General features: G+C 47.6%; 28 protein-coding genes. 7 read left to right on the top strand and 21 right to left on the bottom strand.

Annotation, left to right across the window (positions count from 1 at the left end):
• Positions 1 to 31: 31 nt before the first annotated feature.
• The 6 genes from galE to WDN47_00115 form a co-directional block, all read right to left on the bottom strand.
• Positions 32 to 1,051: a UDP-glucose 4-epimerase GalE gene (gene galE / locus WDN47_00140; protein MEJ0020975.1), complete on the bottom strand. Its 1,020-nt coding sequence runs from the start codon at positions 1,049 to 1,051 to the stop codon at positions 32 to 34.
• A 172-nt stretch (positions 1,052 to 1,223) separates the two neighbouring features.
• On the bottom strand, positions 1,224 to 1,850 hold the full coding sequence (locus WDN47_00135) for a hypothetical protein (protein ID MEJ0020974.1): 627 nt from the start codon (positions 1,848 to 1,850) through the stop codon (positions 1,224 to 1,226).
• Positions 1,843 to 5,010: a hypothetical protein gene (locus WDN47_00130; GenBank protein MEJ0020973.1), complete on the bottom strand. Its 3,168-nt coding sequence runs from the start codon at positions 5,008 to 5,010 to the stop codon at positions 1,843 to 1,845. Before WDN47_00130 ends, WDN47_00135 begins: the two co-directional genes overlap by 8 nt.
• Before the next feature lie 109 nt (positions 5,011 to 5,119).
• Positions 5,120 to 6,397, bottom strand: a complete 1,278-nt coding sequence (locus WDN47_00125; protein ID MEJ0020972.1) for a hypothetical protein — start codon at positions 6,395 to 6,397, stop codon at positions 5,120 to 5,122.
• Between the two features lie 226 nt (positions 6,398 to 6,623).
• Positions 6,624 to 6,971, bottom strand: a complete 348-nt coding sequence (locus WDN47_00120) for a hypothetical protein (protein MEJ0020971.1) — start codon at positions 6,969 to 6,971, stop codon at positions 6,624 to 6,626.
• Between the two features lie 366 nt (positions 6,972 to 7,337).
• Positions 7,338 to 8,501 (bottom strand): sortase, encoded by a 1,164-nt coding sequence (locus WDN47_00115; protein ID MEJ0020970.1) that lies wholly within the window; start codon positions 8,499 to 8,501, stop codon positions 7,338 to 7,340.
• A gap of 130 nt (positions 8,502 to 8,631) precedes the next feature.
• Between WDN47_00115 and WDN47_00110 the strand changes: the two genes are divergently transcribed.
• Complete coding sequence (locus WDN47_00110) at positions 8,632 to 9,831, top strand: CAP domain-containing protein (protein ID MEJ0020969.1); 1,200 nt, start codon at positions 8,632 to 8,634, stop codon at positions 9,829 to 9,831.
• Between the two features lie 21 nt (positions 9,832 to 9,852).
• Here WDN47_00110 and WDN47_00105 read toward each other — a convergent pair whose 3' ends face one another.
• The 11 genes from WDN47_00105 to WDN47_00055 form a co-directional block, all read right to left on the bottom strand.
• On the bottom strand, positions 9,853 to 10,767 hold the full coding sequence (locus tag WDN47_00105; protein ID MEJ0020968.1) for a hypothetical protein: 915 nt from the start codon (positions 10,765 to 10,767) through the stop codon (positions 9,853 to 9,855).
• Positions 10,768 to 11,532 carry a sugar phosphate nucleotidyltransferase gene (locus WDN47_00100; protein ID MEJ0020967.1) on the bottom strand — a complete coding sequence of 255 codons (765 nt, stop codon included), beginning with the start codon at positions 11,530 to 11,532 and terminating at the stop codon, positions 10,768 to 10,770.
• Positions 11,533 to 11,787: 255 nt separating this feature from the next.
• Positions 11,788 to 12,627, bottom strand: a complete 840-nt coding sequence (rfbD, locus tag WDN47_00095) for a dTDP-4-dehydrorhamnose reductase (protein ID MEJ0020966.1) — start codon at positions 12,625 to 12,627, stop codon at positions 11,788 to 11,790.
• Positions 12,628 to 12,630: 3 nt separating this feature from the next.
• Positions 12,631 to 13,188 carry a dTDP-4-dehydrorhamnose 3,5-epimerase family protein gene (locus tag WDN47_00090; protein MEJ0020965.1) on the bottom strand — a complete coding sequence of 186 codons (558 nt, stop codon included), beginning with the start codon at positions 13,186 to 13,188 and terminating at the stop codon, positions 12,631 to 12,633.
• A 2-nt stretch (positions 13,189 to 13,190) separates the two neighbouring features.
• Positions 13,191 to 14,162 carry a dTDP-glucose 4,6-dehydratase gene (gene rfbB / locus WDN47_00085; protein MEJ0020964.1) on the bottom strand — a complete coding sequence of 324 codons (972 nt, stop codon included), beginning with the start codon at positions 14,160 to 14,162 and terminating at the stop codon, positions 13,191 to 13,193.
• Complete coding sequence (locus WDN47_00080) at positions 14,159 to 14,566, bottom strand: HIT family protein (GenBank protein ID MEJ0020963.1); 408 nt, start codon at positions 14,564 to 14,566, stop codon at positions 14,159 to 14,161. The genes rfbB and WDN47_00080 overlap by 4 nt, the downstream gene beginning before the upstream one ends.
• Positions 14,567 to 14,568: 2 nt before the next feature.
• Positions 14,569 to 15,315 (bottom strand): trypsin-like peptidase domain-containing protein, encoded by a 747-nt coding sequence (locus WDN47_00075; protein MEJ0020962.1) that lies wholly within the window; start codon positions 15,313 to 15,315, stop codon positions 14,569 to 14,571.
• Entirely contained in the window at positions 15,308 to 15,601 is a 294-nt protein-coding gene (locus WDN47_00070) for an MGMT family protein (GenBank protein ID MEJ0020961.1), read from the bottom strand. The genes WDN47_00075 and WDN47_00070 overlap by 8 nt, the downstream gene beginning before the upstream one ends.
• 1 nt (position 15,602) lies before the next feature.
• Entirely contained in the window at positions 15,603 to 16,310 is a 708-nt protein-coding gene (locus WDN47_00065) for a hypothetical protein (protein ID MEJ0020960.1), read from the bottom strand.
• A gap of 47 nt (positions 16,311 to 16,357) precedes the next feature.
• Complete coding sequence (gene lgt, locus WDN47_00060) at positions 16,358 to 17,200, bottom strand: prolipoprotein diacylglyceryl transferase (protein MEJ0020959.1); 843 nt, start codon at positions 17,198 to 17,200, stop codon at positions 16,358 to 16,360.
• 5 nt (positions 17,201 to 17,205) lie between these two features.
• Complete coding sequence (locus WDN47_00055; protein ID MEJ0020958.1) at positions 17,206 to 17,790, bottom strand: ribonuclease H-like domain-containing protein; 585 nt, start codon at positions 17,788 to 17,790, stop codon at positions 17,206 to 17,208.
• 151 nt (positions 17,791 to 17,941) lie between these two features.
• Between WDN47_00055 and WDN47_00050 the strand changes: the two genes are divergently transcribed.
• On the top strand, positions 17,942 to 18,631 hold the full coding sequence (locus WDN47_00050) for a hypothetical protein (protein MEJ0020957.1): 690 nt from the start codon (positions 17,942 to 17,944) through the stop codon (positions 18,629 to 18,631).
• Positions 18,632 to 18,672: 41 nt separating this feature from the next.
• Here the strand turns inward: WDN47_00050 and WDN47_00045 are convergent, their stop codons facing one another.
• The gene (locus WDN47_00045) at positions 18,673 to 19,422 is read right to left on the bottom strand and encodes a hypothetical protein (GenBank protein MEJ0020956.1); all 750 of its coding nucleotides are present in this window, start codon (positions 19,420 to 19,422) and stop codon (positions 18,673 to 18,675) included.
• A 186-nt stretch (positions 19,423 to 19,608) separates the two neighbouring features.
• Complete coding sequence (locus WDN47_00040) at positions 19,609 to 20,883, bottom strand: hypothetical protein (protein MEJ0020955.1); 1,275 nt, start codon at positions 20,881 to 20,883, stop codon at positions 19,609 to 19,611.
• 134 nt (positions 20,884 to 21,017) lie between these two features.
• On the opposite strand from WDN47_00040, the gene aspS reads away from it, so the two are divergent.
• The 5 genes from aspS (at position 21,018) to scpB (ending at position 24,611) form a co-directional block, all read left to right on the top strand.
• On the top strand, positions 21,018 to 22,427 hold the full coding sequence (aspS, locus tag WDN47_00035) for an aspartate--tRNA ligase (protein MEJ0020954.1): 1,410 nt from the start codon (positions 21,018 to 21,020) through the stop codon (positions 22,425 to 22,427).
• Between the two features lie 196 nt (positions 22,428 to 22,623).
• Positions 22,624 to 23,085, top strand: a complete 462-nt coding sequence (locus tag WDN47_00030) for a YbaK/EbsC family protein (protein MEJ0020953.1) — start codon at positions 22,624 to 22,626, stop codon at positions 23,083 to 23,085.
• Positions 23,086 to 23,098: 13 nt separating this feature from the next.
• Positions 23,099 to 23,368 (top strand): GIY-YIG nuclease family protein, encoded by a 270-nt coding sequence (locus WDN47_00025; protein MEJ0020952.1) that lies wholly within the window; start codon positions 23,099 to 23,101, stop codon positions 23,366 to 23,368.
• Positions 23,369 to 24,088: a segregation/condensation protein A gene (locus tag WDN47_00020; GenBank protein MEJ0020951.1), complete on the top strand. Its 720-nt coding sequence runs from the start codon at positions 23,369 to 23,371 to the stop codon at positions 24,086 to 24,088.
• On the top strand, positions 24,069 to 24,611 hold the full coding sequence (scpB, locus tag WDN47_00015; GenBank protein MEJ0020950.1) for an SMC-Scp complex subunit ScpB: 543 nt from the start codon (positions 24,069 to 24,071) through the stop codon (positions 24,609 to 24,611). The genes WDN47_00020 and scpB overlap by 20 nt, the downstream gene beginning before the upstream one ends.
• Before the next feature lie 29 nt (positions 24,612 to 24,640).
• Here scpB and WDN47_00010 read toward each other — a convergent pair whose 3' ends face one another.
• Positions 24,641 to 24,820 (bottom strand): hypothetical protein, encoded by a 180-nt coding sequence (locus WDN47_00010; GenBank protein ID MEJ0020949.1) that lies wholly within the window; start codon positions 24,818 to 24,820, stop codon positions 24,641 to 24,643.
• Positions 24,821 to 24,911: 91 nt separating this feature from the next.
• On the bottom strand, positions 24,912 to 26,144 hold a 1,233-nt coding region (locus WDN47_00005), incomplete at its 5' end, for a helix-turn-helix domain-containing protein (GenBank protein ID MEJ0020948.1).

Here is a 26,144-nt window from a genome sequence, read left to right as displayed (position 1 = left end):
AAAACCGCCCCATTGGCGATTTTTGGAAGTTTCAATTTTGCATTTCCTCTAAAATTTTGTTTCTCTGCCTCTCGAGCAATTTTTGGTGCCAGGCCCAGGCTGTTCTTATGATAGTATTCAGATCGGAATGTTCCGGATTGAATCCGAGTTCCCGCTTAATTTTCTCCACATCCGCAACAAGAGCTGCCGGATCCCCCGCGCGTCTGGGTCCGTATTCGATCGGGATCATCTTGCCGGTAATTTCCATGGCCGCGGTGACTACCTCGTTGACCGAGTGCCCCATGCCTGTCCCGACATTGTAGGCGAATACGCCCGCATCGTCATTTAATTTATCCAGAGCCAGCAGATGGGCATTTGCCAGGTCAAGCACATGGATATAATCACGGATGCAGGTGCCGTCAGGAGTTGCGTAATCATTGCCGTTGATCTTAAGCGTTTCCTGCTGTCTTGCCGCCACGCGTAAAACCTGCGGGATCAGATGCGTGACCACGGCCTTGTCCTCGCCCAAGGACGCATCAGTTGATGCTCCGCCGGCATTGAAGTAGCGCAGCGAAACCGAAGATAGCCCGTACGCCTGGGAAAACCACTTAAGGATCTTTTCAAAAATTAATTTGCTTTCACCGTAAGGATTCAGAGGCAGTCTGGGATGGTCCTCGTCAATGCGCTCATAATGAGGTTCACCATAAACAGCAGCGGTCGAAGAAAAAATTATCTTTTCGACCTTCGCGGCAATCATGGCGTCAAGCAGATTCAATCCGTTGACCACATTGTTCTCAAAATACTTTCCCGGGAACAGCACGGATTCTTCAACGATCAGCGACGCGGCAAAATGCATTACCGCTTCAATCTCAAATTCCGAAAATATCTTTTTCAGCAGATCCTTGTCATTAAGATCGCCTACGATCAGAGGGCATGAGACGCTTGACGCATGGCCGGTCGAAAGATTGTCCAGTATCAAAACATCAAATCCCCGCTCCTGTAAAAGCTTCACTGTATGGGAACCGATATATCCGGCACCGCCGGTCACTAAGATCTGCTTCTTATTATCCATGAATTGAGGGTTAAACAAAAAACCGGCAAAGTTTTGCGGTTTTTTGTTTGCATGTTTGTTTTCCGCTTTTCTTAATCATAGATAACAAAAAAAACATGGGCAAGTCTGCGGTTTGTTCCGAGCATTTTAAAACAGCACTCTGAGTTATCCCCAGAGTGCTGTTAAAAATTCACTAGACTTTATTTGTTCGATATTTTTTGATTCCAAAAAATGAAACTGTTGCAATACCGGCCAGCCACAAGCCCAGATCCTCAGCAGGACCAGTAACCGGAGCTTTATACGGGCTGTTGCTGGTATTGGCACCGGCAACGCGCTGGCCCGTGGATACTGATTGGATCGAAACAACCATTTCATTATTGAATTTTATCCGCATCACGGTATCCGAGCCTCCCGAGGGTATGGAATTGACGCGCACGCTGAATTGTTTTTGGATCACTCCGTTTGCCGGAATATCCAGCGGCGTCCAGACCAGTGAATTGGTGGCCGAATTATAGCCAGCGCCTGTCGCATCAATTAAAGTGGATTTATCAGTGACTTGAGCAACGTTCGCTTCTATGATGTATCCGGAAACAACCTGATCGGTCTGGTTTTCAGCGCTCAGGGTATAAACTATGACATCATTCGGCGAGGCAGCGGTCCGGTTGGCCGGAAGGCTTTTGGTTTGATTGTACGCATAAACCGAAAGCAGAGGCGTTGCGGCTTCCTGCGCGGGATTTTTACTCTTGCGGTTAGCGGCCCAGATCACAAGACCTAAGATCACCAGCAAAGCGATCAGGGCGATGAACGGGCGTTTAGACATTATTGCGTGGGATTAGAGAGTTAAAAACGGGCAAAATTTGGTCTTTCTTTTTGTATCCGACAAAACCCAGAACTGTCATAAAGGATAAGATGTAGACCAAGGTGCTGGTGGCGCCGGTTTTTGGTGAAGTGAATACTCCCAAAACTGTCGGCTTGTTTACCGGTACGTTGATAGTGTTTCCGAATACGTTGGTCATGACATTGTCAGTTCCCGCAGCAAAGGTGGAATTGACCCTCACGCTGAAAGTCTTTGTCACGATGCTTCCGGCAGGAATTGTTACAGGCTGCCAGGTCATATTGGTACCGTTGAGAGAAGCGTCACCCAAAGACTGGATCTGGGATAATTGCAGCACATCTGACAGATCATCCTGGAAGGTGTAATTTGTAGCCGCACTGTTGCCCGTGTTTTGAGCTGACAAAGTGTAGACAATGATATCACCGGAATTTGCAGCGATTGTCGTTGCATCCGCGTTTCTCGTCTGGTTAAACGCCTGTTTGGAAAGGATGAGGTTGACGTTGCTGCCCAGAACAGATGAGACGAACACGGTTGCCTGTGCATTGACCGAATTTGTGTTGTCCGCCGAAGCAGTAGCCTGGTTGACCAAGGTTTGATTTCCTGAATTAGTGACAATCGCAGTGAACAATATCGTACGCGATTGACCGAACGAGAGGTTTCCCACAAACTGGCTGCCGCCGAACAGATTTCCGAACGATACTCCGTTGTCGATCTGAAAGCTTCCCGGGACATAAGATAATCCAAACGGCAGGCTGTCAGTGACCCGGACATTCGAGGCGACGCTTGAGGAATTATTATTCGACATGACCAGTTGGAATTGGACCTGGTTCCCGGTTGAGGCGCTTGCGGTATTAGAAAAGCCCGTATTAGTAGACAGGTTTCTTACCAGTTTGATCAAGCTCAAGCTTGGGGACGAAGGCCCGCCGCAATTATTTCCGACCACAGACACTGTGGCGAAATCCGTTGCAGAACCGGCATTAGAAGACGTTACTTGTGCGGTGTTGGTCAAAATAGTCGTTCCGCAGATATTGTTGAGATTGACCGTGCCGGTTAAGGTTACAGTCTGTGTTGAACCCGGATTCATAGTTCCAAGGTTGAAAGTCGTTGTTCCAGAGGTCAAATTAAATCCGCTAGGCAAACTGTCTGTGACTGTGACGTTTTGTGCCGCGATGTTTCCGCTGGCGGTTACCTGGATTTGGAACTGGACGTTATCTCCCTGATTGGCAGAGACGGATTTGACGAATGAGAACTGGCCCTGGCTTGTGTTGCGGACAGTTTTAACAATGGCCAGGTTCGTATTATTATTTTGGCCGATATTTACGGTAACTGAAGCTGAGGCGTTTGCTGAATTGCTGGAAGATGTCACTTGAGCTGAGTTCGTCAAAACCGTACCGCCTGTACTGAATTGCGAACTGTCGGAAACAGTGGCGCGGATGACCATGGTTCTGGTCTGGCTGGCGCTCAGAGAGCCCAAACCGATCGCGTTCAAATTACTGCCGCTGGGTACTCCATCGATCGTAAACGAACCGCTGACCAGATTAAGACGGCTAGGCAGAGTATCCGTGAAGACAACATTATTAACCGGGCCTGCAGCTGAATCCGTAACTTTCATTTGAAACTCCACCTGATCATTCGGATTAGCAGAAGTAGAGTTAGCAAAAACAGTTTGTCCTTGCGTTACGTTCCGTACCAGCTTTGTAAAACTAATAGTTCCCTGGCCAGGAGTCGGGGTCGGTGTTGGCGTAGGTGTAGGCGTCGGGGTTGGAGTAGGAGTCGGTGTGGGGGTTGGAGTTGGTGTAGGAGTGGGTGTAGATGAAGCGTTTACCCGCAGGTCAAATGTAACAAAGTGTAAAAATGGAAAACAGCCGTGCATCGCTGGGTCAATATTAATCCCGCTGCCAACAATTCCATCACTGACGCCGCGGGCATTGGATGGACCACGATCATAAAGCGTAGTTGAACCGGAAATATATGACAATGACTCGTTGCCCGCCATATTGACGGTAACATTTCCGCCTTTTTGTCCGCTGTTTACCAAGTCGGCATTGTCGGCCCATGCTTGGGCAGTAATAGTGGCAGAGCCGACTGAACCCGGAACATTCGCGCTAACCATTACATTACGTGCGATGTTTTCTGGAAGATCGATAACGCCGTTATGAACATACAGTTCAACACGAAGCGTATCCCCATTGGATGCAGTTACATTGCCGCCTGAGACATATCCGCCGCCTCGCGTAACGTTTTTTACGGAAAGCAAAGGATAGTCGGTACAATCAGTTCCTGACGTGGAAATAGGCCAGACGTTCAGCAATGGACGGCCATCCGGAGGTGTCGGAGTACAGACGCCGCCTGAAGGAGGTCCTGAAGGCGGAGCGGTGGTTTTAGAAATCATAGAAGCATCCAGCTGGCCGCTCGGCATGTCTATAATGATCGAGAAATCCTGGGTGTTAAAATCCGGATGGGAAATTCTTGCCGTAAACTGGCCGGCGTGGACATGGAAAAGAAAATTTCCAGCGCCGTCGGTCACTCCTGACAGACCATTATCAGCTCCGCCGATCAACAAAATAGTGGCGCCCGGGATCTTGTTATCATTGATCGGATCGCCGTTAAAAACCCTGACCAGGAAATCCCTGTCTGCTCCAGGTGTAGGAGGGGTTGGCGGTGTAGGAGGAGTCGGAGGTGTGGGTGGAGTGGGAGGGGTTGGCGGTGTAGGAGGAGTCGGAGGTGTAGGAGGCGTTGGCGGTGTAGGAGGAGTCGGAGGTGTAGGTGGAGTATTAGCAGTCAAAGAAGCATCCAGCTGTCCGCTCGGCATATCAATAATGATCGAAAAATCCTGAGTGTTATAATTCGGATGGGAAATTCTTGTGGTAAACTGGCCTTCGGTCACGTGAAAAAGGATATTTCCGGCGCCGTCAGTAACGCCTGACAACCCGTCATTAACTCCGCCGATCAGTTGAACTGTGGCGCCCGGGACCTTGTTATCATTTACCGGATCGCCATCAAAAACTCTGACCAGGAAATCATGGTCCCCTGAACCGGTATCGGCTTTAACCAAAACTTGAAGAGAAAAAACCGAAACCAATATCAAAGCCAGCCCTATGACACGAAGGACCTTTGATTGCGAAAGATGTTTGATTAAATTCATATGATCTCCTGTTTATAAAATAATCAGTAAACAAAGAGTTTGCTTACTAATCACTTGAGAAAAGGTGGGCAGGCGATCGATAGATCGTCTGCCCCAAAAAAATGTATCGTTACGGCCGCGGGCCCGGGCTTCCTGTTTTCACAGGCTGCTCGGGTGACGAAGTCGCCGTTGCCGCTTGACCGTGCCCTCTTGGTATGAAGGCGGCACCGACGCCAAGTATGGCTGCGCAGGCCCACTTGTTGTGCTTGCCTGTGATGCAGGGAATCCACAGCGTGTGGATGTCCTTGGCCCGGTTAATGTACTCAGGCTCGGCAGGAACTTGGATCAACTTGTAGGATTCTTCCCTTAAATTAATCTTCAGTTTCTCGGTTTTATCACTGAATCCTGCAAGCTCGGTCGCAGGATCTTCAGAGACTGTCAGCGGCAGGGCATCTCGCAACACCCAGTAGCTGAATACGAATCCCCGGTCGTCGTAGTATTGGGGATAGGCGTCGTAGCGCAGACCGTTGCGGTCGTATGCCGACAGGTGAATCGACCAGACCAGGTCCGAAACGTCCCTTATTCCGAGGCGTTTGTGATCTGATCTTTCGAAAACCTTCCGGCCCCAAACCTCGTAATAGATTGGTTCGGGTTTCGGTTGTTCCTGTGCCGTCGATTCCTTTGGCGGTGCAGCAGGTGCGTCCGGAGGCGGCATTAGAGCGGGAACTTCGGTTACGACATTGGGAACTTCCAACTTCGCGTTGGGGTTCCCGCAGTTCAGGATCATCTGGAAGCGATACGCGCTCCCATTGTTGACCCCGCTGGTCAGGCTGATCAGCGTTTTGGTCTGCACAACGCGGACGGCACATTTGCCGTTCGGACCGACAACTCCCTGTTCACACCAGCCCAGCACATGTGCCGGCAGGATATGGATCTGGGCGATTGCCTTGTTTCCTTCAGTCCGATCAGGAGCTGCAGACGTCACGTAGTGAATCAGGTCGCCGCACTCGATTGTAGACTCTTCGAGATTTTCAACCCGAACAGCTTTTTCGAATGCTTCCTGAAACTCTCGCGGCAGTTCGGGGATTTCCCCCATGAGCGTGTCCGGCGGCGTGAATGCCTGGATGCGGTTAAACATACTGATCCGGTCGCGATTTCTGTCGCGCTTGATCGCCTCCGCCACGACTTGCAGCGGATTTCGCCCTTTGCGAACTTCATCCAGAACTTCCGGCATGACTGGCGACACACCCGCTCCGGCAGGGCCCCAGACTGGGTATCCTTTATTCATCGCGGGGATGGTGCTGGGATCACACGCAATGAGTCCCGGCGTCGGTGCACGAACTTGAGCTTCGGCTTTGGTCACGCCCCCCAAGAAGAGAGCAGCCATTACTGCCATAACGATTTTCATAAGCCCCTCCTGAGGGTTGTTATGTGCTTACTTGTGGAATACAAGAAGCGACGCTTAAAGCTTGGAGCCCTCCAAACCTTGAGCCTCACTTTTTATACTGAAATATCGGCTTTAAATTGTTAACAAAATAGTATACATGAATATGACGATTCTGTCAAGAGCTACCTTGCAGAATTGGGGAAAGGGGGCTTGGGCTTGCTCGAGAAGAGCAAGCCCAAGTTAGAAACTAGTAGGGACGCGGCCCTTTGATATGGACCAATCCCGAAGAGTCCTTCTCGAACGTGTATCTTGCGCCCAGAGGGGACGTGATCTCCACATTCGAAGCAGAAGGGTCAACTTTGATGAGGTGGAACGGCCCACCCACAGGCTGGTTGCCCGGGATCATCTCGATCGCGATATCTAGCGTTCCGTTGGTCGGAATGCTGTCGAACTGGAAGTGATCATGGCTCGGCGGCGTGAACGGAATGTTCGTATTTCCCGACCAGCCGACTTTGCCGTTGACCACGGCGTTGTAGGACAGCACGTGGATCAGGGCGCCTGACCAGCGGTCGGTCGCCGTGAGCGGCTCGCTCAACGGCAAGCCGTTGATGAGTTCGTCCGAGCCGGAAACGCCCTTGAGCGTCATCGAGATGGCGTTGACGGTCCGGTCCACAGCTTGGTTCAGCTGAATCTGGACCTTCGCCGCCTGAGCGACCGGGATCGCGCCATTGGGCGTTGTCGTAGTCGGCGTTGGTTCCATCGGATTGCCTTTGTGGCACCCGGCGGAAACAAAGCAAGCCAAACTGAGTACTATCGTCCACTTCTGCATTTCTCATTCCTCCTGAAAGATCGTTGGACAGGTCTCCTTACTGGGGAGCCTGGCCTTTTTGTTTGTCGTAACCGAGCGGAAAGCTCTAATCTTCCAATTTGAAAAACTAAAGTCTTCCGCCCGGCCAAATTATTAAAGTCCAACCTGAACTGCGGAAACTACGATGCGGTTAGTGGATGTGCCGATCGGCCAGCAAGTTGAAAGATTCAGCTTGTTGCTGGAGTTGTCGATGAACTGGGTCTGGTCATCCGGTTTATAAACATGATTGCCGGTAACCTGATAGCGGAAATTGTGGACTTTGCCGTCAACTCCGTAAACGTCGATAAAAATGTCATCGCCGGGCTTTAGGAAATTGATCTTGGCAAAGATGCTTTGCATCGCATCATGCTTCCATATATAGTCTGAAGAATGCCCTGAGACATAGATAGTGCCTTGCTGGCCGGGAAACGCTGTGCCGGGATAGTGGATAACGCCTTTAGTCAAATCTGTTTCAAATTCAGACGGGTCCTTGGACCAGATCAAAGGCACGGTCAGGTTCAGTCTCGGGATAGACAGAGTGCCGGGTTTGCTTAAGTCATAGTCGGTTGTACTGGCAGCTGCAACCAGGCCCGGATTGATCGGCGCCGCGTTATAGCTGATACGGTTATTGATCAGGTTCATATCCAATGTGTCAGCCAGCTGTTTCTGCGAAACAGTCATATTGCCGGTTCCCCACGGATTTTTATAATTGATAACTTCCATTCCATCAGGATATCCGTCGCCGTCAGAATCAGCGACCGTCGGGTTGGTGCGCATGATAAATTCATCCATGTTGGACAGTCCGTCCTTGTCGATATCAGAATTCGGATCTAAGAGGGTTGCATCGGACACTGAGTAAAAGTATCCGTTGATCCATGAGTCGTAAGCCGGCAGCTGATCGCCGAGGATCTGCTGGGCTTGCGGTTTTGCGAACATACCCTGGACCTGTGCGCTGACTGATGCAAAGTTCAGCACAATGTAAAAGAAACCAAATGCGATTATAAAGATCATAGGATAGATCAGGAAGCTTTTTACATGGGCAACCGTCGGGTTGCTTTTGTTCATCTTTATGACGAAGTTATTGTTTAACTTTGCCGTATCTGCGTTAGAGTGCAAGATCTGCTCATGTTCGCGCACATTGACGGCAGGGGTATGAGAATCGGCTTTATTTTCGCCTGCAATGGGCAAACCTTCCGGGGCGCCATTAATAGCCGGGGAGACGTTGGGGTCACCCAGCTTCAGCAAGCTATGGATTTCGGATATATATTGATTTGTCATAACGTATTAGTTTAGCATAATTCAGATAAATTGTCAATACCTAGCTCCAATAACCTCAAAATAGGCCAATAAAACAGGCTTTTTGCCAAGAAGGGACTACTGGTTTAAACTTAAATCATACGCCTTACCGATGAAACTCAAACATTATCTGCTTGCCTCCAAATATAACGATTATAAGCCTTGGATCATAACTACCCCGGCCTTGGCGGTTTTTTGTCTGGTCATTTGGGGTCTGCGTTTCTTAATGCCTAGCCTCTCGCTGGCAGCATCCAGCATTGATGCGAGCGACCTGATGAGCAGGATCAATGCCGAACGGACCCAAAGATTTATTCCGGCTTTAATTACCAACGGCAAACTGATCAACGCTGCGATCGGCAAAGCCCAGGATATGATGACCCGAAGTTATTTTGCCCACGTCGATCCGGACGGCAATTACGTTTGGCCGAGGATCGAGGCGGCAGGCTATACTCCTTATCTGACGTTGGGCGAAAATCTGGCAATGGATTTCACTTCCGCGTCTGACATGGTCAGTGCCTGGATGAACAGTCCGACCCATCGGGAAAATATCGTTAATCCCAAATTTGAAGACCAGGGTCTGGCGACTATCGCAGGCACTTTTGAACCGGATCATGATACGATCATTGCCGTCAGCCTTTTTGGTGCGCTGTATAAAACACCGGCCCCGCCTGCTCCGCCGGCCTATGCTTCACCTTATACCACTCCGGTGACAAAAGCTCGGCCGCCGTACGCTACGCCTTATACCACTCCGGTGACAACACCCGTTCCGGCTCCGGCACCTGCCCCGATTGCCAGCCTGGCAATTTCCAAAGATATAAAAATTAATTCCACTTCCCTCTCAGGACATACGCTTGTGAATATTGATGTGGTTATTGCGGGTTCGCCGACTCTGGTCACAGCCAGGCTGAAGACCCAATCGATCACGCTCATCGCCGGAAGATCGCAGGGAGAATTCATCGGCTCATTCACTTTTGATCCGACTGAAGATCTATCTCACCAAACGATATCTGTGGAAGCGCGCAACAACGCCGGAACCAAGATCACTCAGGATTTTCCGGTTGACATCCAGTCCTCGCAAGCGGCAAGCGCGGCAACTACCGCAATTGCAATCCCGATTTCCAACGAAGCAGGCATCATTAATATTTTACGGATCGTATTCGGGATCTTTGCGCTAATTTATATGGGATTTCTGATCGTAGACGCTGTTATTATTCGCCGCGCAAAAGTAAAGCGGGCCGGGATCCATCCCAACCCGCATATTTTGATCTTATTTCTGATCGCGGTGGTAACTTTATTTGCCAATTGGTTTTGATAACTTTTTCTTTGCCTAGCGCTATATCACACGTTGGTTGAAATTGTGAGAGGCGAACAGGAACGAGATTATCAATATCATCATGGCTAAATATTCAAATACGACTTTCTGGGTCAAAGTCTTGTCCAAATAATGATGCAGGATCCCCCACAGCATATTGTAAACCGCAACCATGACCAGTCCGGCTGTGAAATATTCGGTATTCCAATAATTGTAAACCCAAACAGAAACGATGCCCATAACCAGCGCTAAGATCACGATCCAGATAAAAATCGGGAAACTCAGAAGATTATGCTGGAACAGCGCCTGGTAAACGAGCAGGAACGTGATCGTGACCACGGCCGGCAGCAAAAAACCAACGTCATAGCCGTAATGAAAAGTCACGCCGATCACGGCCGAGTAGATCAGAAACGCCGTGAACAATTTCACCAAAGCCAGAACCGTGATCCAGTGATACTGGGCCTCCAAGCGCTTGCTGAAATGCTCTTTTATGAACCAATATGCCACGGTCATCGCAATGCTTGCCGAAAAAATGACCGATTGTTTCAATAAAGTGTTGAACGGATTGAGAAAGATCAAAATAACCGTGGCCCAGTAAAGCAGGCCGGGCAGAACCAAATAATTCTGATAATGCCGGAAATATTCCCATTGGAAGACGTGTCTGACACGTTCTTTGCAGGCATTCCAAACCATCTGCGCGCCTTTGTGGTCCAATCCGGCTGCTGCCAGTACGGAGCGTTTCTTCAGATGCAGGTCAAACAAAAATGTCAGCCAGAAAATATGGAAGGCATAAACATAGAACGCCACGAACAGACCGGTATTTAGCTGATAGATCCCGACGATGTAGCTGAGCGCTTCAAAACCCAAAAGCATGCCAAAGCTGACAATAAATGTGGAAAGATATTTGTGATTTTTTTCGCTGACGATCGGTCGCATTTAAATTCGGTCAAATTTTATCAGACTTTTCTCGTTTCGTTTTCCCAAAGCCTTGCGCGCCCAATACACGCTTGTGCGGTACAAGCTTTCAAACGTGCCGGCATCAGACCAGAACCCGTCCAGTTTGGCCCACTGCATTTTGCCGGCCTGGATATAAAGATTATTCACGTCCGTAATTTCCAGTTGTCCGCGTGCTGAAGGTTTGACCTTTTTAATCATCTTAAAGACATTCCTGTCAAAGATATAAAGTCCGGTTACGGCCAGGTTGCTTTTAGGTTTTTTCGGCTTTTCCACGATTCCGATAATTTTTGAGGGATCTTTCTTGTCCAGCTGGGCGATGCCGAAACGGTGCGGGTCTTCCACTTCTTTCAAAAACACCAGCGCTCCGTCCTTAAATTGTTTGACCTGTTCGCGGATCTTAAAATCAGTGCAGTTATCTCCAAGAATGACCGTTACCGGATTGTTGTCCGCAAAACTTTCCGCCAGCTTCAAAGCATCGGCAATGCCTGCGTCTCCGGAATCCTGATAAGCGAATTCCAGATGTTTGATCCCGAAATCCTTGCCGTTTTTCAGAACCCTGATAAAATCGCCTGCATGCGGCCCGCCGACCACGACCATGATATCCGTGATCCCCGCTTTCAAAAGCGTCTGAATAGGATAATAGATCATGGGCTGGTTGAACACCGGCAGCAAATGCTTATTAGTAGCATGGGTCAACGGATATAATCTCGTCCCCAAGCCGCCTGCCAAAATAATTCCCTTCATAAACCACCTACATTTATTAAAAATAACAATAATATTATCAATGCAATTGGACCAAAGATAATCAGAATTATTCTGAATATTTTATATTTTTTGCTTATAGTTGGATCTGGATCGAATTCGGTAACCAAACCCGCGAGATATAAAATAATGCCTAACACTACTAACCCTTCAATAATTCCAAAAGGTAAATGTATAAAAAATGGAGAAAGAAACGTTAGAAGTACAATGCCCAAACTTAGTGGTATTAAATAAGGTTTAATTCTCATTGGTAGAACTTAAATATTCTTTCAAAGCCTCCGTCCAAGGCCTCAGCTGGATGAATTTTGTATTGTTCAAAACTTCATATTTGGGCCGCTTGGCTTTTCTTGGGAAAAAACCGGCATTAACCGCCTCAAGCAATGCTTTATTTTTTCTGATGGTAAAAATCTCATTTGCCCAATCAAACCTGCTGGCTATCCCAGAATTTGTCAGATGATAAATTCCAAAAGGCTTTTTCTCATCAACCAGCGCTCGGGTAGCTTCGGCCAGGTCTTTGACATAAGTCGGTTTGCCGAATTCGTCTTTGGTCGCATTGATGACGGTGTTCCCGGTTGCCAATTCCAGCATTATATCGGTAAAACTTTTTTTTCCTTCGGCCGGCCGGCCATATAGCCAACAGGTCCGTATCAGATAAAAATTTTCCGCGTACTCCTGCAGCTGCATCTCTCCCAAAAGTTTAGACTTGCCGTAGAAATTAACGGGACCGGGCTGATCATCTTCATTATAGCCCTCTGATTTGCTGCCGTCGAATATTTGTCCGGTGGAATAATGAACAAGAGTTGCGCCGGCGGAATCACAGGCTTTGGCAATAAATCCAACTGCATACCCGTTGATCAGATCAGCCGTTTCTCTTTCGTCTTCCGCTTTATCGACCGAATTGTACGCCGCGCAATTAATGACGATATCCGGCATTAGTCCGGTTATTTTTTCAGCGACTGCATCTTCGTCGGTGATATCAAGTTCATTCTTATCCCAAGCGATCACTTCCTGATCTTTATAAACATCGGCAAAAGTCTGCCCCAAACTCCCTTTGGCTCCGAGGATCAATACTTTCATAAATTAAAAAGGCTTAATATCCTTCAACATCGGATGATTGCGGTCTTTGTCGGAAATGATCGCCTTGGCAAGACTGATCGGCCACTCAACCGCCAGGTCCGGGTCGCCTAAATTCACAAATTTATATTCCGAGGTTTTTTGCGATGACCAATGCGCATTGACCAGATAAGAATAGTAAGTATCGGCTTCCAGGGTCTGGAAGGAATTGGCAACTCCTAAAGGCACAAAAACAGCCTTGTTTTGATCTATCACGATTGCCTGTTTTTTGCCGAAATTATCCCCTTCGCGCAAATCCAAAAATACAGCATATACGCTTCCGGAGATGACTTCTAAATATTTTTCCCACGGCTCTGCGTGGAATCCTCTGGTTACGCCAACTTGCCGGTTGTACGATATATTCTGCTGCACCGGCATAAAATCTTTTGGAAATCCCAAAGCCACCAGTTTTTCTTTCTGGAATTTTTCCTGAAAATATCCCCGCTCATCTTCCAGCAAAGTTATGTCTATTTCGAAAAGGCCCGGGATCGCAGTTTGAGAAATTTTGAATTCAGTCGTTGCCATAATTATTTGTCCAGTAATTTCTGCCACCAATCCGGGTTTTGCTTATACCAATCGACTGTTGCTTGTACGCCTTCTTCAAAATTTATGACAGGTTCCCAGCCCAGTTCGTTCTTGATTTTGGAGCAGTCAAGCAAATAACGAAGATCGTGCTGGAGGCGGTCAGGAACATAAGTTTTCAGGCTTTTGTCCTTTCCGAGAATCTGCAAGATCGAATCGGCTATTTCTTCCACCGATTTTTCAACCCCGCTGCCGATATTGTAAGCCTGGCCGAGTTTGCCCTTTTGCAATATCAGATCTATGGCCCTGCAATGATCTTCCACGTGGAGCCACTCTCTTTTGTTTTGGCTGCTTTTAAACAACGGCAGTTTTTTTCCCTGCAACGCATTGGTTGTAAAAAGAGGAATTAACTTTTCAGGAAACTGGTAGGGGCCGTAATTATTTGAACAATGACTGATGGTCACAGGAGTTTTAAAAGTATGAAAATAAGCCATCACAACATGGTTTGCTCCGGCTTTCGAAGCATTATAAGGAGTTTTGGGAAGGAACGGATCGGTTTCCTTAAATGCTCTTTTTTCTTCCAACTCCATATCGCCAAACACTTCGCATGTTGAGATATGGTGGAATCTCGGAACATTCGCTTGTTTAGCTGCTTCTAAAAGAACTTGCGTCCCCAAGACATTGGTACTCACAAATATTCCGGGATCCAAAATTGCCCTGTCATTGTGTGATTCCGCCGCAAAATTGACCACAATGTCAACTCCCTGCATTGTTTGCTTCATCAGTTCAAGATCGCCAATATCGCCTTTTACGAATTTATAGCGAGGATCGTTTTCAAATTCTTTAACGTTTTCCAAATTCCCCGCATAGGTCAATTTATCCACGTTCACTACTTCACAATCAGGGTATTTGGCAAACAAATAATGAATAAAGTTAGAGCCGATGAATCCCGCCCCGCCTGTGACTAAATATTTCATAATAACTTCTTTATTTTCTCGGCCAGCTCCGCGCGCGTTTTCGGTTCGGTTTCTTGGTGCGGCCAAGGGCTTAAATTGTCATTTCCAAATCTCGGAATAATATGAAAATGCAGATGAAAAATCACCTGGCCTGCCGCAGCGCCATTGTTTGTAGAAACATTCATGCCTATCGCTCCGGTAGCATCTTTAACAGCCCGGGTTATTTTTTGAGTGACCTTGATCGTATTGACCAGATCTTCACCTGTAGCGGACAACAGATCCTCTGTATGTTTCTTCGGCATAACCAACGCATGGCCGCGGCTCACAGGCCTGATATCCAAGATGGCCAAAGTCTGGTCATCCTCATAAATAATATCGGAAGGGATTTGCCGATTGATTATTTTGCAGAAAATACAATCTTCCATATTTAGGGGGTTAATTTTCCTGTTGCCAGATACTCGCCGAGATCGGTCCGCAGATTTTCTGAAATGATATTATCGCCGGCACCCAAAGTGATGCCGATCGCGTGCCCGGAAAGATTGATGATCGGTCCGCCGTATAGATCCGGTTTTACCGTTACATCAGTCGATACTTGCTCGGCTTTATCAACAAGATTGGACATTTTCTGAGTCACAAAACCCGTAACCGCCAGGTGCTGAAAAGGCGCGTTTGATCTCCCGACATAGATCACCCTCTGCCCTGCTTCCATATTCGCCGCATCATCGAGCTGGACCACGGGCAGATCGTTTGCCGTAATAGTCAGGATGACCAGCGTGCTTTTCGGGTCTTTGGCCCGCGCCAGTCCGTCAAAGTTCTTGCCGTCATTGGTCACAACTTTGACTTTGGTCTGGCCCAGCAGGATTGAATCGCTGGTAAAGATCACTCCGTCCGAAGTTGCGATCACTCCGTTGCCCAAAAAATTATCACTTTGGTCATAAATTGAAACAGTGATATTCCCGGCCTGCTTGATCAGATCAACAAGATTCGCCCCTTCATTGAGCTGGATCTCCTGCGTCCGGTTGATCACAAGCTGGGAATTCGAGGACAATTTGTTCAAAAAAGACATGCCGTTGAATGTCGCCAGATACGGGATCGCGAACCGGCCGATCGCAATGCTGCCCAATGCGCCGACAAAAAAAGCAATTATGATAACCCATATGATCTGCTTACGCATCATAACCTTCTTTTTTGAGCAATTTAATTTTACGGTGAATGCCGCCGGGGGCGGAGTAGCCGTGCATCTTGCCGTCACTGCCGATCACCCTGTGGCAGGGAATGATAGGCGCATCCATGTTTGTAGCCAGGGCATTGCCCACAGCCCTCGCAGCTTTCGGCTGGCCGATCAATCGCGCCACCTGCCCATACGTCAAAACTTTGCCGGGCGGGATTTTCATGATCGCGCGGTAAACTTTTTGCTGGAACGGGGTATATTTTGACCAATCGATTTTTGGTTGCTTCATATTAATGTAACGGCCGCCACGCAGCCGTGCCCAGCGTGACAGCGAGCACGAACGCTATCAGGCTTAATTGCCAATAAATCTTGGCGCGGGAAAGTTTGCCGAAAAAAGCCGAGAACGAGAACAGCCAGAGCAGGTAAAAAATGCAGAACAGGACCACGCTATCAACGAAAAAATGGGTCGGCCAGAAAAACAGGCCCCAAGCCGCTTCCGAAATGACGATCGCGATCAGTACATAAAAATAGCGTTTGGCGGGCAAAGAAAATCCGGCCAAGCCTTGGACTGCCAGCATATATGTCAACCCGAATACCAAGGGGATCATCCACCAGACATTCAGGTTGTACTCGAACTGCACCGCAAATAATCCCAAATAAACGGCAAATACGGATATCAGATAAATATTCTGCAAAAAATGGCTTTCGCGGCCGAGCTTCATTTCTAAAACATAAAAAAGCAGGCAGGCTATGATCAAAAAGATCAGGCGGAAGTTCGCATCGCCGATAACTGCGAAGACCGGGCCTACGCCCAGAAGATAAATTGTCGGCAGCAGCAAGTGCGGCCAAGTGAAGTTCAGCCGCTTGAAATTGATCGCGAATGCGGCAAAAATTAAAACCACGATCGAAGTGGCGTAAATATACGGATTTCCCTGACTGCCGAGCAGAACCAAAAAAAGCAAAACGGCTAAAGTTATGGATGAGATTCTGGTAAACATAGCTTATCCAGAATACCAAAATTGCTCCAATAAATCAATATATTTCTTTAAGCTGTTTTTGACTGCTTGCTGAAAATTATTGCGCCCGAGACGATGATCAAAATTGCGGCGATGACCTGGTCCACCCGGAATCCCAAAACAAAAAAACTGTCCAGCCGGATCCCTTCGATAAAAAATCTTCCAATGGAGTACAGCAATAAATACGACCAGCCGATAACTCCGCTTTTTACTTTGCCGACCAATCGTCGCAGGATCAAAAATACGATAACATCCACAATGGCTTCGTACAGAAAGGCCGGGTGGAAAAAATTACTGGCTGAATATTCCACGGGGCGGAAACGGGGCTGCACGTACATTTTCCATGGAAGGTCTGTAGGAACCCCGAAAGCTTCCTGATTCACGAAGTTCCCAAACCGGCCAATGGCTTGCGCCAGCGGCAAGGACAAAGCCACCACATCGAAAAGCTGATAAAAACTGAAAGCTTTTCTGCGCGAGTAAAAATAGGCGAACACCAGCCCGGCCAGAACGGCCCCATAAATAGATTGTCCGCCGTGCCAGATCTTATATATTTCAGAAGGGTTCTGAAAAAAGTAAGAATAGTTGAATACAACATAATATAATCTTGCGCCGACAATGCCCAAGATAACCGCCCAAAAAGCGAAATCATCTATATCCGCAGCGCTGATGCCGAATTTCCACGAATTCCTGCGGCACAAAAAATAAGCCACGAGGATGGCTGCGGCCAAAATAATGCCGTACCAGTGGATCCCCAAAACCCCCAAATGCAAGATCGGGTCGATCAAAAGCTTTCCCGCAAATGAAGGAATAAAAACAAAATAGATCAGAAGTGCTGCCGCAATAATTCCGATGGCCCAGTAAAATTTTTTCATATTGACTAAAACAAACTCGCCTGCCGTGCGATTGGTTTCCGCAAAACAGGTTCGTCAAACCTCATCTGGATCTCTTTTGTCTCAAAATAATCTTTATACAGGAGTTTGCCGTAAGTCTGGGCGTATTCGTACAGTTCCTTTGTGATCCGCACGTCATCCAGGCAATATTTTTTCAGCTCTTCCATCTGACCCAGTTTATAAAACTTCAGAGCCTGCAGACCGTCTCCGGACTTCCCGGCTCCCAGCGTCATCTGGGCCAGATTATCAAGCTTGACCCTGTGGCCTATCAGTTTTTCCACCTCCTCCAGAATATCAAGGGCCGGAATGTCCGATAATTTATGTTTCAGATAAGGCTGCAGCACTTGAAAATCAAAATTTTTAATATTAAATCCGATGATCTGGTCAGCCTCGGACAGCATTTCCCCCAAACGGTACAGTTCATCCTCGGCAAAGGTCAGGAATTTGTTCAAAGGATACGAATAAACTCCGACAACCGAAACTTTCAGTAAATGATTTTTGCCAAACCCCCCGACCTCTGCGAAAGACTTTTGAGTTTCCAGATCCAGAACAATTTTATTCAAGCCGCTCATTTTATTTCATTAATTGCAACAAAACAATTATAGCATATCGGCCGTTTAACATATTGACAAGCATCCTCTGAAGTAGTAATATTTAGAGTCAAATCCGCGGCCTTTTGGCCGGCGGATTTCTGACATTAAACCCGAACTGGAGGAGAGAAGGATGGGCAGACCGACAACGTGGAGCGTCGTCGAAGAATTCCAGAAGAAGGCCGATATCAAGGATCCGGCGGTCCAGAAAGCCATGGGCCTGAACTCCGAGCTCCTGGACCATTACTGGACAGGCCTCAACGCCATGGGTCCGGAAACCGGCACGGCAATCCCGGATATCGAGACGGTACTCGGAAAGTCCGGAGCCGCGCTTGTCTCCAAGCTCGAAAAGAAAGGACTCATCAAACAGCACAGCGACGGGAAAAAGATGATCCTCACGAGTGAGGCTCTCGAGCGGATGACCAACGTGATCAAGGCCGCGGGTGAGCAGTCGACAAACGGTTCGTCAGCAGGCAAGAAACCGCACCAGAAGAATACTCAGACTCGTAAGGGCGGCAAACTGAAAGCCCAAGATCAACCTGTCCCTGAAGAACCGGCAAGTCCAACCGCCGATTCTCCCGCCGACGCCGCAAACGAAGCCGCTGCCATGGGGTCGACACTTTCAGCTCAGGCAGCGCTCATCGCCGCAAGACAGGTTCGCATCCATGAAGAAAGGCAACGGATCACGGACGAAAGCGACGCTGCGATTCGTACCATCCAGCAGGACCGCGATGAGAAACTGGAAGCACTGAAGCGCGAGGAGGAAGAGTTCGTAAGCTTCATCGAGACGGTCTACAAGTCAATTACCGGCCAGGTCGAATAGATCTCGCCGGTCTTTTTTTGCCAAAATAAAAAGGTTGACTTTCAGCCAACCTTGCAAAGCTCCAATTTCGAGCGGACCCGGTCAAGGATCCGTTGGACATTGGGTTTTTTATATTTCATCTCAGCCGCTACCGCAGCAACCCCGTCCCCGTTCTTACCCGCGTGCCGGACGAAAGCCTCGTAGACTCTGCGGTCAGAATCCGCAAGCCGCTCAAGAGCTTCTTTAGGTACGGAAGCAGGAGTCGTTTGTATCTCCGCATTTGGAGGTTCTGGCTCTCTTGCCAATCTCGGACGTCCTCGGGCCTTTAACGGCTCCGGCTTGTCAAACTTCACGCTCAGACCCTTCCTGTACCTCTCTGCCGCAGCCTTAAGCTCCTCGATTCTTGTAGGCGAACCGTCCCTGATCGTGGTTTCATTTTCTGCTATGACCTCGACCAGTGATTGGTTCGAATGTTTCCCCCATAAGCCGTACAATTTTATGCAAACTGCACGGATAGATAAGGCCTTATGAGTTTCGGATTCCCGCCAGATTTCCATATTCCGCTTTATGGCCTGGTCCAGCAACTTAATCCGATCGTTGGCGTCCAGGTCATCGGCAACCCAGAGAATCGTAAATTCTGCCGGTATCGTCGGGTCCTGCTTTGCTCGGTTGGGTGTCCAAAACTCGACGTTCGGGTCGATCTTGCATGTGAGGAAAGTGTAGCTCGCTCCGACAATCAATGCTTTCGGAGTCTTCGGAACCTCCGGCTTCGGCCTCCACAAAGGAGGCGCCTGACTGAGTTTGGTGCTCATTTCAGTTCCTCCTTGTTGTGTTTAAAGTTTATCGCAATTTTGTCAATCAGGCAATTTAAAAAAGCCAACCATTGCTGATTGGCTCCGCGGGAGAGATTGACCAGATTATTTCTAACCTGGTCAGATGGTGAGACAACCGGCTTCTCGTCCACTAGGGACAGTTGTAGAATCGTCTCACCAAACTTTTTATGCTGCCTCCCTGGCCTTTTGTTGCCGGCGCTCCAGCGCCCACCAGTTACCCCACAACCAGTTGGCGAACTTTGTCGCCGCCTGCCACTTGCTCATCCTGAGAATGTGCAAAGGCGAATACTTGCTTTTCACTTTCCCGTCCGGCGTTTTTTTCACTTCGGAATGTTTGGCGCGCAAGTAAGCTTTTCTTTCCTTGAGCTTCATGTTCCATTCCGAGCCGGGGCGAAAATTGAATTGCTCAGCAGCCAGGAAAAACGCCTGTCTGGCCTCCGGCGTCCAGTCGTTGCCGGTCTCGCCTTCTGCCAGACGACGTCTCTTCGGGAACTTGCCGTCCGGCGTGCAGTGAACTCCGCAGAACTTGCGAAACCCCGGCTTGGCCGGAAATCGCCGGATGTCCACGATGGTGGAAATGATACCCGCCGCGATCGCAGGACCAATGCCTTCTATGGGCTCGAAGATCTCCGTATATACGGGCGAGGCTTTGAGCGCAGCCAACATCTTGGTGTCGCACTTGCGCTCTTCTCTGGTTAGGTTCTTCAGAATAACGTTATTGGCCTTAGCCTTATTGTACTCGGCTTCGATCGCTCCCTCTGGGAACTTGCCTTCGTTGCTACGGAATACCTGTCCCACAAGATTCTGTCGCACGCGCAGTTGGCAGGCGATCCGCGCTTCCATGCAATACATGCGCGCTCGGTATGTTTCGCGGATGTTGATGATGTCCCGGTCGCGCGGTTCTGTCGGATAAAAGAGCTCGGGCGCAGCGATAACCAACTGAGCAAGGTTAAGCGCATCGTCTTCCTTGCCCGAAATCCGGTATTTTTTGAGTCGAATCGGCGGAATGCGCAAAATACGCGCTTTGAGCAACTCGGCACAGCGTGAAAGCGCGTAAGCCAGATTGTCACCTGACCCGCCGAGCACCATGGCCACGGTATCGCCCGTTTTGAGGCCATCGAAAGTTTCGGGAACAAAAACTGCTCGATACCACAGCTTTTTTTTCTGTTTCAGAAGCTGAACAGGATACTGATCGCGCTTGTCAGCTGCGATTTTACGCCAACCGATGTGGTAAGGTAGGAATTTTTTCAGATCCTCATCGTCGGCAGGCTTGCGAAACGAAGTTGGGAAGCGAGCGAGTACGAAGTCGAGTTCCGCATTCTCGTCTTCTAGGTCATGAGTGATAATGTTATCGTCGTCGAGAATGACCAGTTGCGTAGGCCGCGCTTCGCCGTCCGCCGTTTTCTTGACCCGATGATGAAGTCCGATGACACGGCTCATGACACACCCCTTATTCATTCGTCCAAAAAAGACGCAATAGAACACCGGCAGACATTGGTTTATTAGCAGAAGGACAATATTTTGTCAATCCAAAAATTTATGGTATAATTTGATGGATATTTTAACTTTTTGAAATGGAACGAACTTACATTAAAGATACGATAAAAAAGATTGGTGAAACGGTTTTATTAAAAGGCTGGGTCGCCGTGCGCCGCGACCACGGTAAACTGATCTTTTTGGATCTGCGCGATATGACAGGCTTGATCCAATTGGTCGTCAATCCGAAAGTTTCGGCAGAAGCACATACTGCGGCTTCCGAAATTCGCAATGAATTTGTTATTGAAGTTGAAGGTTTGGTCAAAGCCCGCGATGAAAAACTCATCAATCCCAATTTGGAAACCGGCAAAGTGGAGGTAGAAGTGACCAAATTGAACATTCTCAGCCGCGCAAAAGCCTTGCCTTTTGAGGTCAATGAGGATACGAAAAAGATCAACGAAGAAGCCCGGATGAAATACAGATATCTGGATCTGCGCAGCGACCGCATGGCGAAAAATATGCGCCTGCGGCACAAAGCCGCAACTCTGGTGCGCGAATATTTGAACAAACAAGGTTTTGTGGAAATAGAAACACCGATGCTGACGAAAAGTTCGCCGGAAGGCGCGCGCGATTTTCTGGTTCCATCCCGTCTGCAGCCTGGAAAATTCTATGCTTTGCCGCAAGCGCCCCAGCAGTACAAACAGCTGCTTATGATCGCGGGCATTGAAAAATATTACCAAATGGCCAGGGCGATGCGAGATGAAGACCTGCGAGGCGACCGCCAACTTGAACACACGCAAATTGACCTGGAAATGTCATTTGTAAAAGAGCGTGATGTTCTGGACCTGGTGGAAGGCCTGATGATAAATGTCGCCGAAGCCTGCGGAAAAAAGATCTGGAAAAAACCTTTTCCTGTTTTTACCCATGAGGAGGCGATAAAACAATTCGGAGCGGATAAATTTGATTTGCGAGGAGAAAAAAAAGATCCGGACGTAATGGCATTTGCATGGGTCGTGGATTTCCCCTTGCTTGAATTTGATGAAGATGAAAAAAGATACACTTTTGCCCATAATCCATTTTCCGCTCCCAAAGCTGAACACGTAGAAAAACTTATGAAGAGTGAGGATCTGGGTAATTTGCGTGCCCAGCAATATGACCTGGTCTGCAACGGCCTGGAACTGGCTTCCGGAGGCGTGCGCATTTCAGATCCTGCAGTTCAGCGCAAAGTCTTTGAGATCATGGGCTTATCACCCGAGGTTACTGAAGAGCGCTTTGGCCACCTGATCAACGCTTACGAGTATGGCGCACCGCCGCACGCAGGCATGGCGCCCGGGTTTGACCGCTTGGTCATGCTTTTGGCCAATGAGGAGAATATCCGAGAAGTTATCGCTTTCCCCGTCAATTCATCCGGCCAAACCTCGGTCATGGACGCGCCATCGACCGCAACCGACAAACAATTGAAAGAATTGCATATTAAAGTTGATCTACCAAAGGAGAAAAAGAAATGACGTCCAAGCAATATGCATTTGTAAAAAACATGAGAATCATTGTTATTATTATCGGATTCGGTTGGATCATTTTCGGCGCTGGAGCAGTCTTTACGGGATATAAACCTACTCTTTTGAATTATCTTGTATTTGGTGTGGTGGTATTAAATTTAATCAATGCGATAATAACCAACCCAACTCCTCCGTCAATAAATTTATGATATCCAAAAACCTGGAAAAATTACTGAAAGCAACCAAAATCAAATATGAAGTTATAGAGCATAAGAAAGTCTTCACGGCTTTTGACTCGGCGGAAACCCAGCATGAAAAACTTTCCGAAGTGGCGAAAGCCGTGTTGCTCAAAGGCAAAAAAAATCTGTATTTGGCAGTCCTGCCGGCAGGAAATAATTGCGACTTCAAGGCCTTAGGTAAACTCGCTGACGACAAAGTTTCCATGGCTAAAGAAAAAGATATTACGGTCAAACTTAAAACCAAGATCGGTTTGATCCCCCCTTTTGGCTCATTATTTAAAATTCCTTTGCTGCTCGATAAAAAACTTTTAAAAAATAAGCAGATCAACCTTCCCGCCGGGTCCTACACTGAATCCGTGATCATGAACGTTAAGGATTACGTAAAATTGGAAACCCCGGTCACTGGTAATTTTGCAGTAAAGAAATAAACCCCCTCACCAAATGTATTACGTTTACGTTCTACAAAGTATTAAAGATGGAGATAAATATATCGGATCTACGAATGATTTAAAAAAAAGACTTTTATTGCATAACTCTGGGAGAGTATTTTCGACACGCCTAAGAACGCCTTTCGAACTAGTCTATTACGAAGCCTATAAATCAGAAAAGGATGCACGAGTAAGAGAACACAATTTAAAATTAAGAAGCAAAGCATATATTCAGCTTCGCAGACGGATTGTTCATTCATTGAGCAATTTGGTGAGGGGGTAAATGCAAGTCAAAGTCGAGCAATTTGAAGGTCCTTTGGATTTACTGCTCCAGCTGATCGAACAGCAGCAGCTGGATATTTCAACTCTGGCCCTGGCAAAGGTCACGGAACAATTTTTGCTGTATATCAAAAATCTGGAAGAAAAAAATCCCATCAACCTGGCGGATTTTTTGGTCATCGCGGCCAAGCTTTTGGTGATCAAATCCAAATCCTTATTGCCGGACCTGGACCTGGGGATTGAAGAGGAAGAAGCGGCGTTCGATCTGACGGCCCAGCTTCTGCTTTATAAAAAATACAAGGAAATAGCCCGGTATCTGCGGGGTCTTGACCTGGTCCGCAAACAATCATGGACGCGCGAGGGTGAATTTTCGGATCGCGTGACTTTTTTGCCCGATCAGCAGATGGACGTCAACAGTTTAGCACTAAGCCTGCGGAATCTGGCCGCGGAACTGAAAGACATTATCCGCCTGCCTCAGCATATTATGAAAGAGGTCGTATCTATCTCGGAAAAGATCGCGCATATCCAAAATCTGATCTCGAATAAACTGGAAACTTCCCTTTCAAGCCTGCTGGCGGACGCGAAAAGCAAAACCGAGGTCATTGTGACCTTTTTGGCAATTTTGGAACTGACCAAACAGCGGATCGTGATAGTTGAACAAAGTGATATGTTCGCCGAGATCATTATTAAAAAAACCTTGCAGCATGGACCTCACCAGGCTTAAATCCCAGATCCTGTCTATCCTATTCGTCGCTTCAAAACCCGTCAGCATCAAAGAGCTGAAAGAAGTTTTGGAAACGGAAGACGGCCTAATCAGGCAGGCCATCGCAGAATTAGTGGCAGCAAACCAGGCGTCGGGTATTATTCTCCTGGCCCACGACAACAAATTGCAGCTGGCATCCAATCCTGATAATTCCCACATGGTCAAAAAATACCTGTCTTTGGAGCTGCGGGAAAAACTGACCGATACAGCGCTGGAAACCCTGGCTATCGTCCTTTATCGCCAGCCGGTGTCCAAAGCCGAAATTGAAAATATCCGCGGCGTTAATTCGCAATACACTTTGCGGCATCTGCTCATCCGCGGCCTGATCGAAAAGATCCAATCGCCTTCCGATAAGCGTATGCAGCTTTATAAAACAACACTTGAATTCATGCAGCATTTGGGCATTAAAAATATGAAAGATCTGCCTGACTTCGAAGAACTGACCAGATCAATAGAACTGCCCTCAACTGAAAAAACCGCCTGAGCGGCGGTTTTTTCAGTTTGTAAATATCATCAGGAAAATTGGCTTCTTAAGCGGAACAGATGTATTCTGGCCACTTTTTCAACCGATGCATCGTTATGAGCGGTTGAAACGCCCCGCACCCATTCTTCAAATTCCCCCAAAGCTTTCTTGGTTTTGACTGTTGCTGCCTTGCTTGCTATCTCATATAAGACCAATACATTCGCTGACATTATAAAGTTTCCTTTTAATTACTCCCAGAACCTCATAATATATCAAAACACCTGTTTTTACATTGGATATTTTACCAAAATAAGTCTGTAATTATATCTGTTTTACTGCCGCTTTCTCCAAATAAAGCACCCTGTTGAGGATTAAAGCCACCTTCAATTCCATCGCATCGTTGAACTTGCGCGGATCCAGGCCTATGACTTTCTTGATCTTGTCCAGACGGTAAAGCAGAGTGTTTCTATGGATCCCCAATTGCTTTGAGGTTTGGGTCAAACTCATATTCTTGTCGAAAAATACTTCCACAGTTTCAAGCAAATATTCTTCGGCCAGCAGTTTCATTAAAACTCTGCGGACAAAGTTATCCTGCCATTTCTTATTGCCTCCGGCCAGTGTCGCGATCATGCCCAGATCATCAATGTGATAAAGGTTTCTCTTTTCCCCGATGCTTAATCCCAGGTTCAGAGCCCTTCGCGCTTCTTCATAGGCCAGTGCAGAACCTTCTTTTCCCCGATAAAAACTGCCGACTCCGATCAGGATCCGGGAATAATGGTTCTTTTCAAACTGGTTGGAGATCAGATCATACAATTCACTCGCCCTGTTCCTGATCTGGACAACCATCTCAGCTCCATCCGTACTGTAAAGCTCGTCCAGGAGGACGACATAAGTGTCCAAACCGAAATACGAAACAGAACATCCGGACAGGCGGCCAAAAAACGAGCTGAAAGCCTGGAAGATCTTTTTCTTATAATTGCTTAAGGCCGTCTGTTTTTCCCCTTCGGACGCAGCCAGATTGCCTCCGAATATCCCCTGCCAGAATCCTTCGACATTAATGATCAAAACCACTTTGTCGCGGTTGAGATTGACATCGAAAAGTTCCGCTTCTTCACGGATCTTGCTGTCCTCAACATTCAGTGTCCGGTGGAGCAATCCAAACACAAAATTATCTTTGATCTTATCTTTATACGGAAAATTATCAATGATGATATTCTGATGAATCAAAAGCTCAACCGTAGTGCCGATGATCTGGCGGTAATGCAGATAACCTTCCGGCTTGTCTTCAATAAATAACGATCCGACAACCGCATTGCTGTAAATAATTGGAACGATCAACCCTTGAGGCAAGCTGGATTTAGAAGCAGGGCCCGGTGATTCAATTTCTTTTTTTGAATCGGTTACCCCTCTGAGTTGATCATATGTCTTTCCGGTTTCCGATAATTCTGTGGAAGCCAAAACATCTCCGCTGGAATTCGATACCCAAACTTTTCTTTTAAGCAATTCCGAGAGCTTATTTACGATATTTTCGGCAATAATTTCATTTAGTTCCAT

The organism is Candidatus Doudnabacteria bacterium, assembly GCA_037200925.1.
Taxonomy (GTDB): Bacteria; Patescibacteriota; Doudnabacteria; order UBA920; family O2-02-FULL-48-8; genus JBDTSL01.
This window is presented reverse-complemented; position numbering and strand designations above follow the sequence as displayed.

Excerpts from the sequence above, each read along its gene's own strand:
- WDN47_00070 (MEJ0020961.1), bottom strand. The coding sequence starts at position 15,601 with ATGAAGCAACCAAAAATCGATTGGTCAAAATATACCCCGTTCCAGCAA.
- WDN47_00050 (MEJ0020957.1), top strand. The coding sequence starts at position 17,942 with ATGGGCAGACCGACAACGTGGAGCGTCGTCGAAGAATTCCAGAAGAAG.
- lgt (MEJ0020959.1), bottom strand. The coding sequence starts at position 17,200 with ATGAAAAAATTTTACTGGGCCATCGGAATTATTGCGGCAGCACTTCTG.
- WDN47_00130 (MEJ0020973.1), bottom strand. The coding sequence starts at position 5,010 with ATGAATTTAATCAAACATCTTTCGCAATCAAAGGTCCTTCGTGTCATA.
- WDN47_00090 (MEJ0020965.1), bottom strand. The coding sequence starts at position 13,188 with ATGGCAACGACTGAATTCAAAATTTCTCAAACTGCGATCCCGGGCCTT.
- rfbD (MEJ0020966.1), bottom strand. The coding sequence starts at position 12,627 with ATGAAAGTATTGATCCTCGGAGCCAAAGGGAGTTTGGGGCAGACTTTT.
- WDN47_00115 (MEJ0020970.1), bottom strand. The coding sequence starts at position 8,501 with ATGACAAATCAATATATATCCGAAATCCATAGCTTGCTGAAGCTGGGT.
- WDN47_00075 (MEJ0020962.1), bottom strand. The coding sequence starts at position 15,315 with ATGCGTAAGCAGATCATATGGGTTATCATAATTGCTTTTTTTGTCGGC.
- WDN47_00110 (MEJ0020969.1), top strand. The coding sequence starts at position 8,632 with ATGAAACTCAAACATTATCTGCTTGCCTCCAAATATAACGATTATAAG.
- WDN47_00080 (MEJ0020963.1), bottom strand. The coding sequence starts at position 14,566 with ATGGAAGATTGTATTTTCTGCAAAATAATCAATCGGCAAATCCCTTCC.
- WDN47_00125 (MEJ0020972.1), bottom strand. The coding sequence starts at position 6,397 with ATGAAAATCGTTATGGCAGTAATGGCTGCTCTCTTCTTGGGGGGCGTG.
- WDN47_00065 (MEJ0020960.1), bottom strand. The coding sequence starts at position 16,310 with ATGTTTACCAGAATCTCATCCATAACTTTAGCCGTTTTGCTTTTTTTG.
- WDN47_00040 (MEJ0020955.1), bottom strand. The coding sequence starts at position 20,883 with ATGAGCCGTGTCATCGGACTTCATCATCGGGTCAAGAAAACGGCGGAC.
- rfbB (MEJ0020964.1), bottom strand. The coding sequence starts at position 14,162 with ATGAAATATTTAGTCACAGGCGGGGCGGGATTCATCGGCTCTAACTTT.
- galE (MEJ0020975.1), bottom strand. The coding sequence starts at position 1,051 with ATGGATAATAAGAAGCAGATCTTAGTGACCGGCGGTGCCGGATATATC.
- WDN47_00105 (MEJ0020968.1), bottom strand. The coding sequence starts at position 10,767 with ATGCGACCGATCGTCAGCGAAAAAAATCACAAATATCTTTCCACATTT.
- WDN47_00010 (MEJ0020949.1), bottom strand. The coding sequence starts at position 24,820 with ATGTCAGCGAATGTATTGGTCTTATATGAGATAGCAAGCAAGGCAGCA.
- WDN47_00100 (MEJ0020967.1), bottom strand. The coding sequence starts at position 11,532 with ATGAAGGGAATTATTTTGGCAGGCGGCTTGGGGACGAGATTATATCCG.
- scpB (MEJ0020950.1), top strand. The coding sequence starts at position 24,069 with ATGGACCTCACCAGGCTTAAATCCCAGATCCTGTCTATCCTATTCGTC.
- WDN47_00135 (MEJ0020974.1), bottom strand. The coding sequence starts at position 1,850 with ATGTCTAAACGCCCGTTCATCGCCCTGATCGCTTTGCTGGTGATCTTA.
- WDN47_00055 (MEJ0020958.1), bottom strand. The coding sequence starts at position 17,790 with ATGAGCGGCTTGAATAAAATTGTTCTGGATCTGGAAACTCAAAAGTCT.
- WDN47_00030 (MEJ0020953.1), top strand. The coding sequence starts at position 22,624 with ATGATATCCAAAAACCTGGAAAAATTACTGAAAGCAACCAAAATCAAA.
- WDN47_00045 (MEJ0020956.1), bottom strand. The coding sequence starts at position 19,422 with ATGAGCACCAAACTCAGTCAGGCGCCTCCTTTGTGGAGGCCGAAGCCG.
- aspS (MEJ0020954.1), top strand. The coding sequence starts at position 21,018 with ATGGAACGAACTTACATTAAAGATACGATAAAAAAGATTGGTGAAACG.
- WDN47_00020 (MEJ0020951.1), top strand. The coding sequence starts at position 23,369 with ATGCAAGTCAAAGTCGAGCAATTTGAAGGTCCTTTGGATTTACTGCTC.
- WDN47_00025 (MEJ0020952.1), top strand. The coding sequence starts at position 23,099 with ATGTATTACGTTTACGTTCTACAAAGTATTAAAGATGGAGATAAATAT.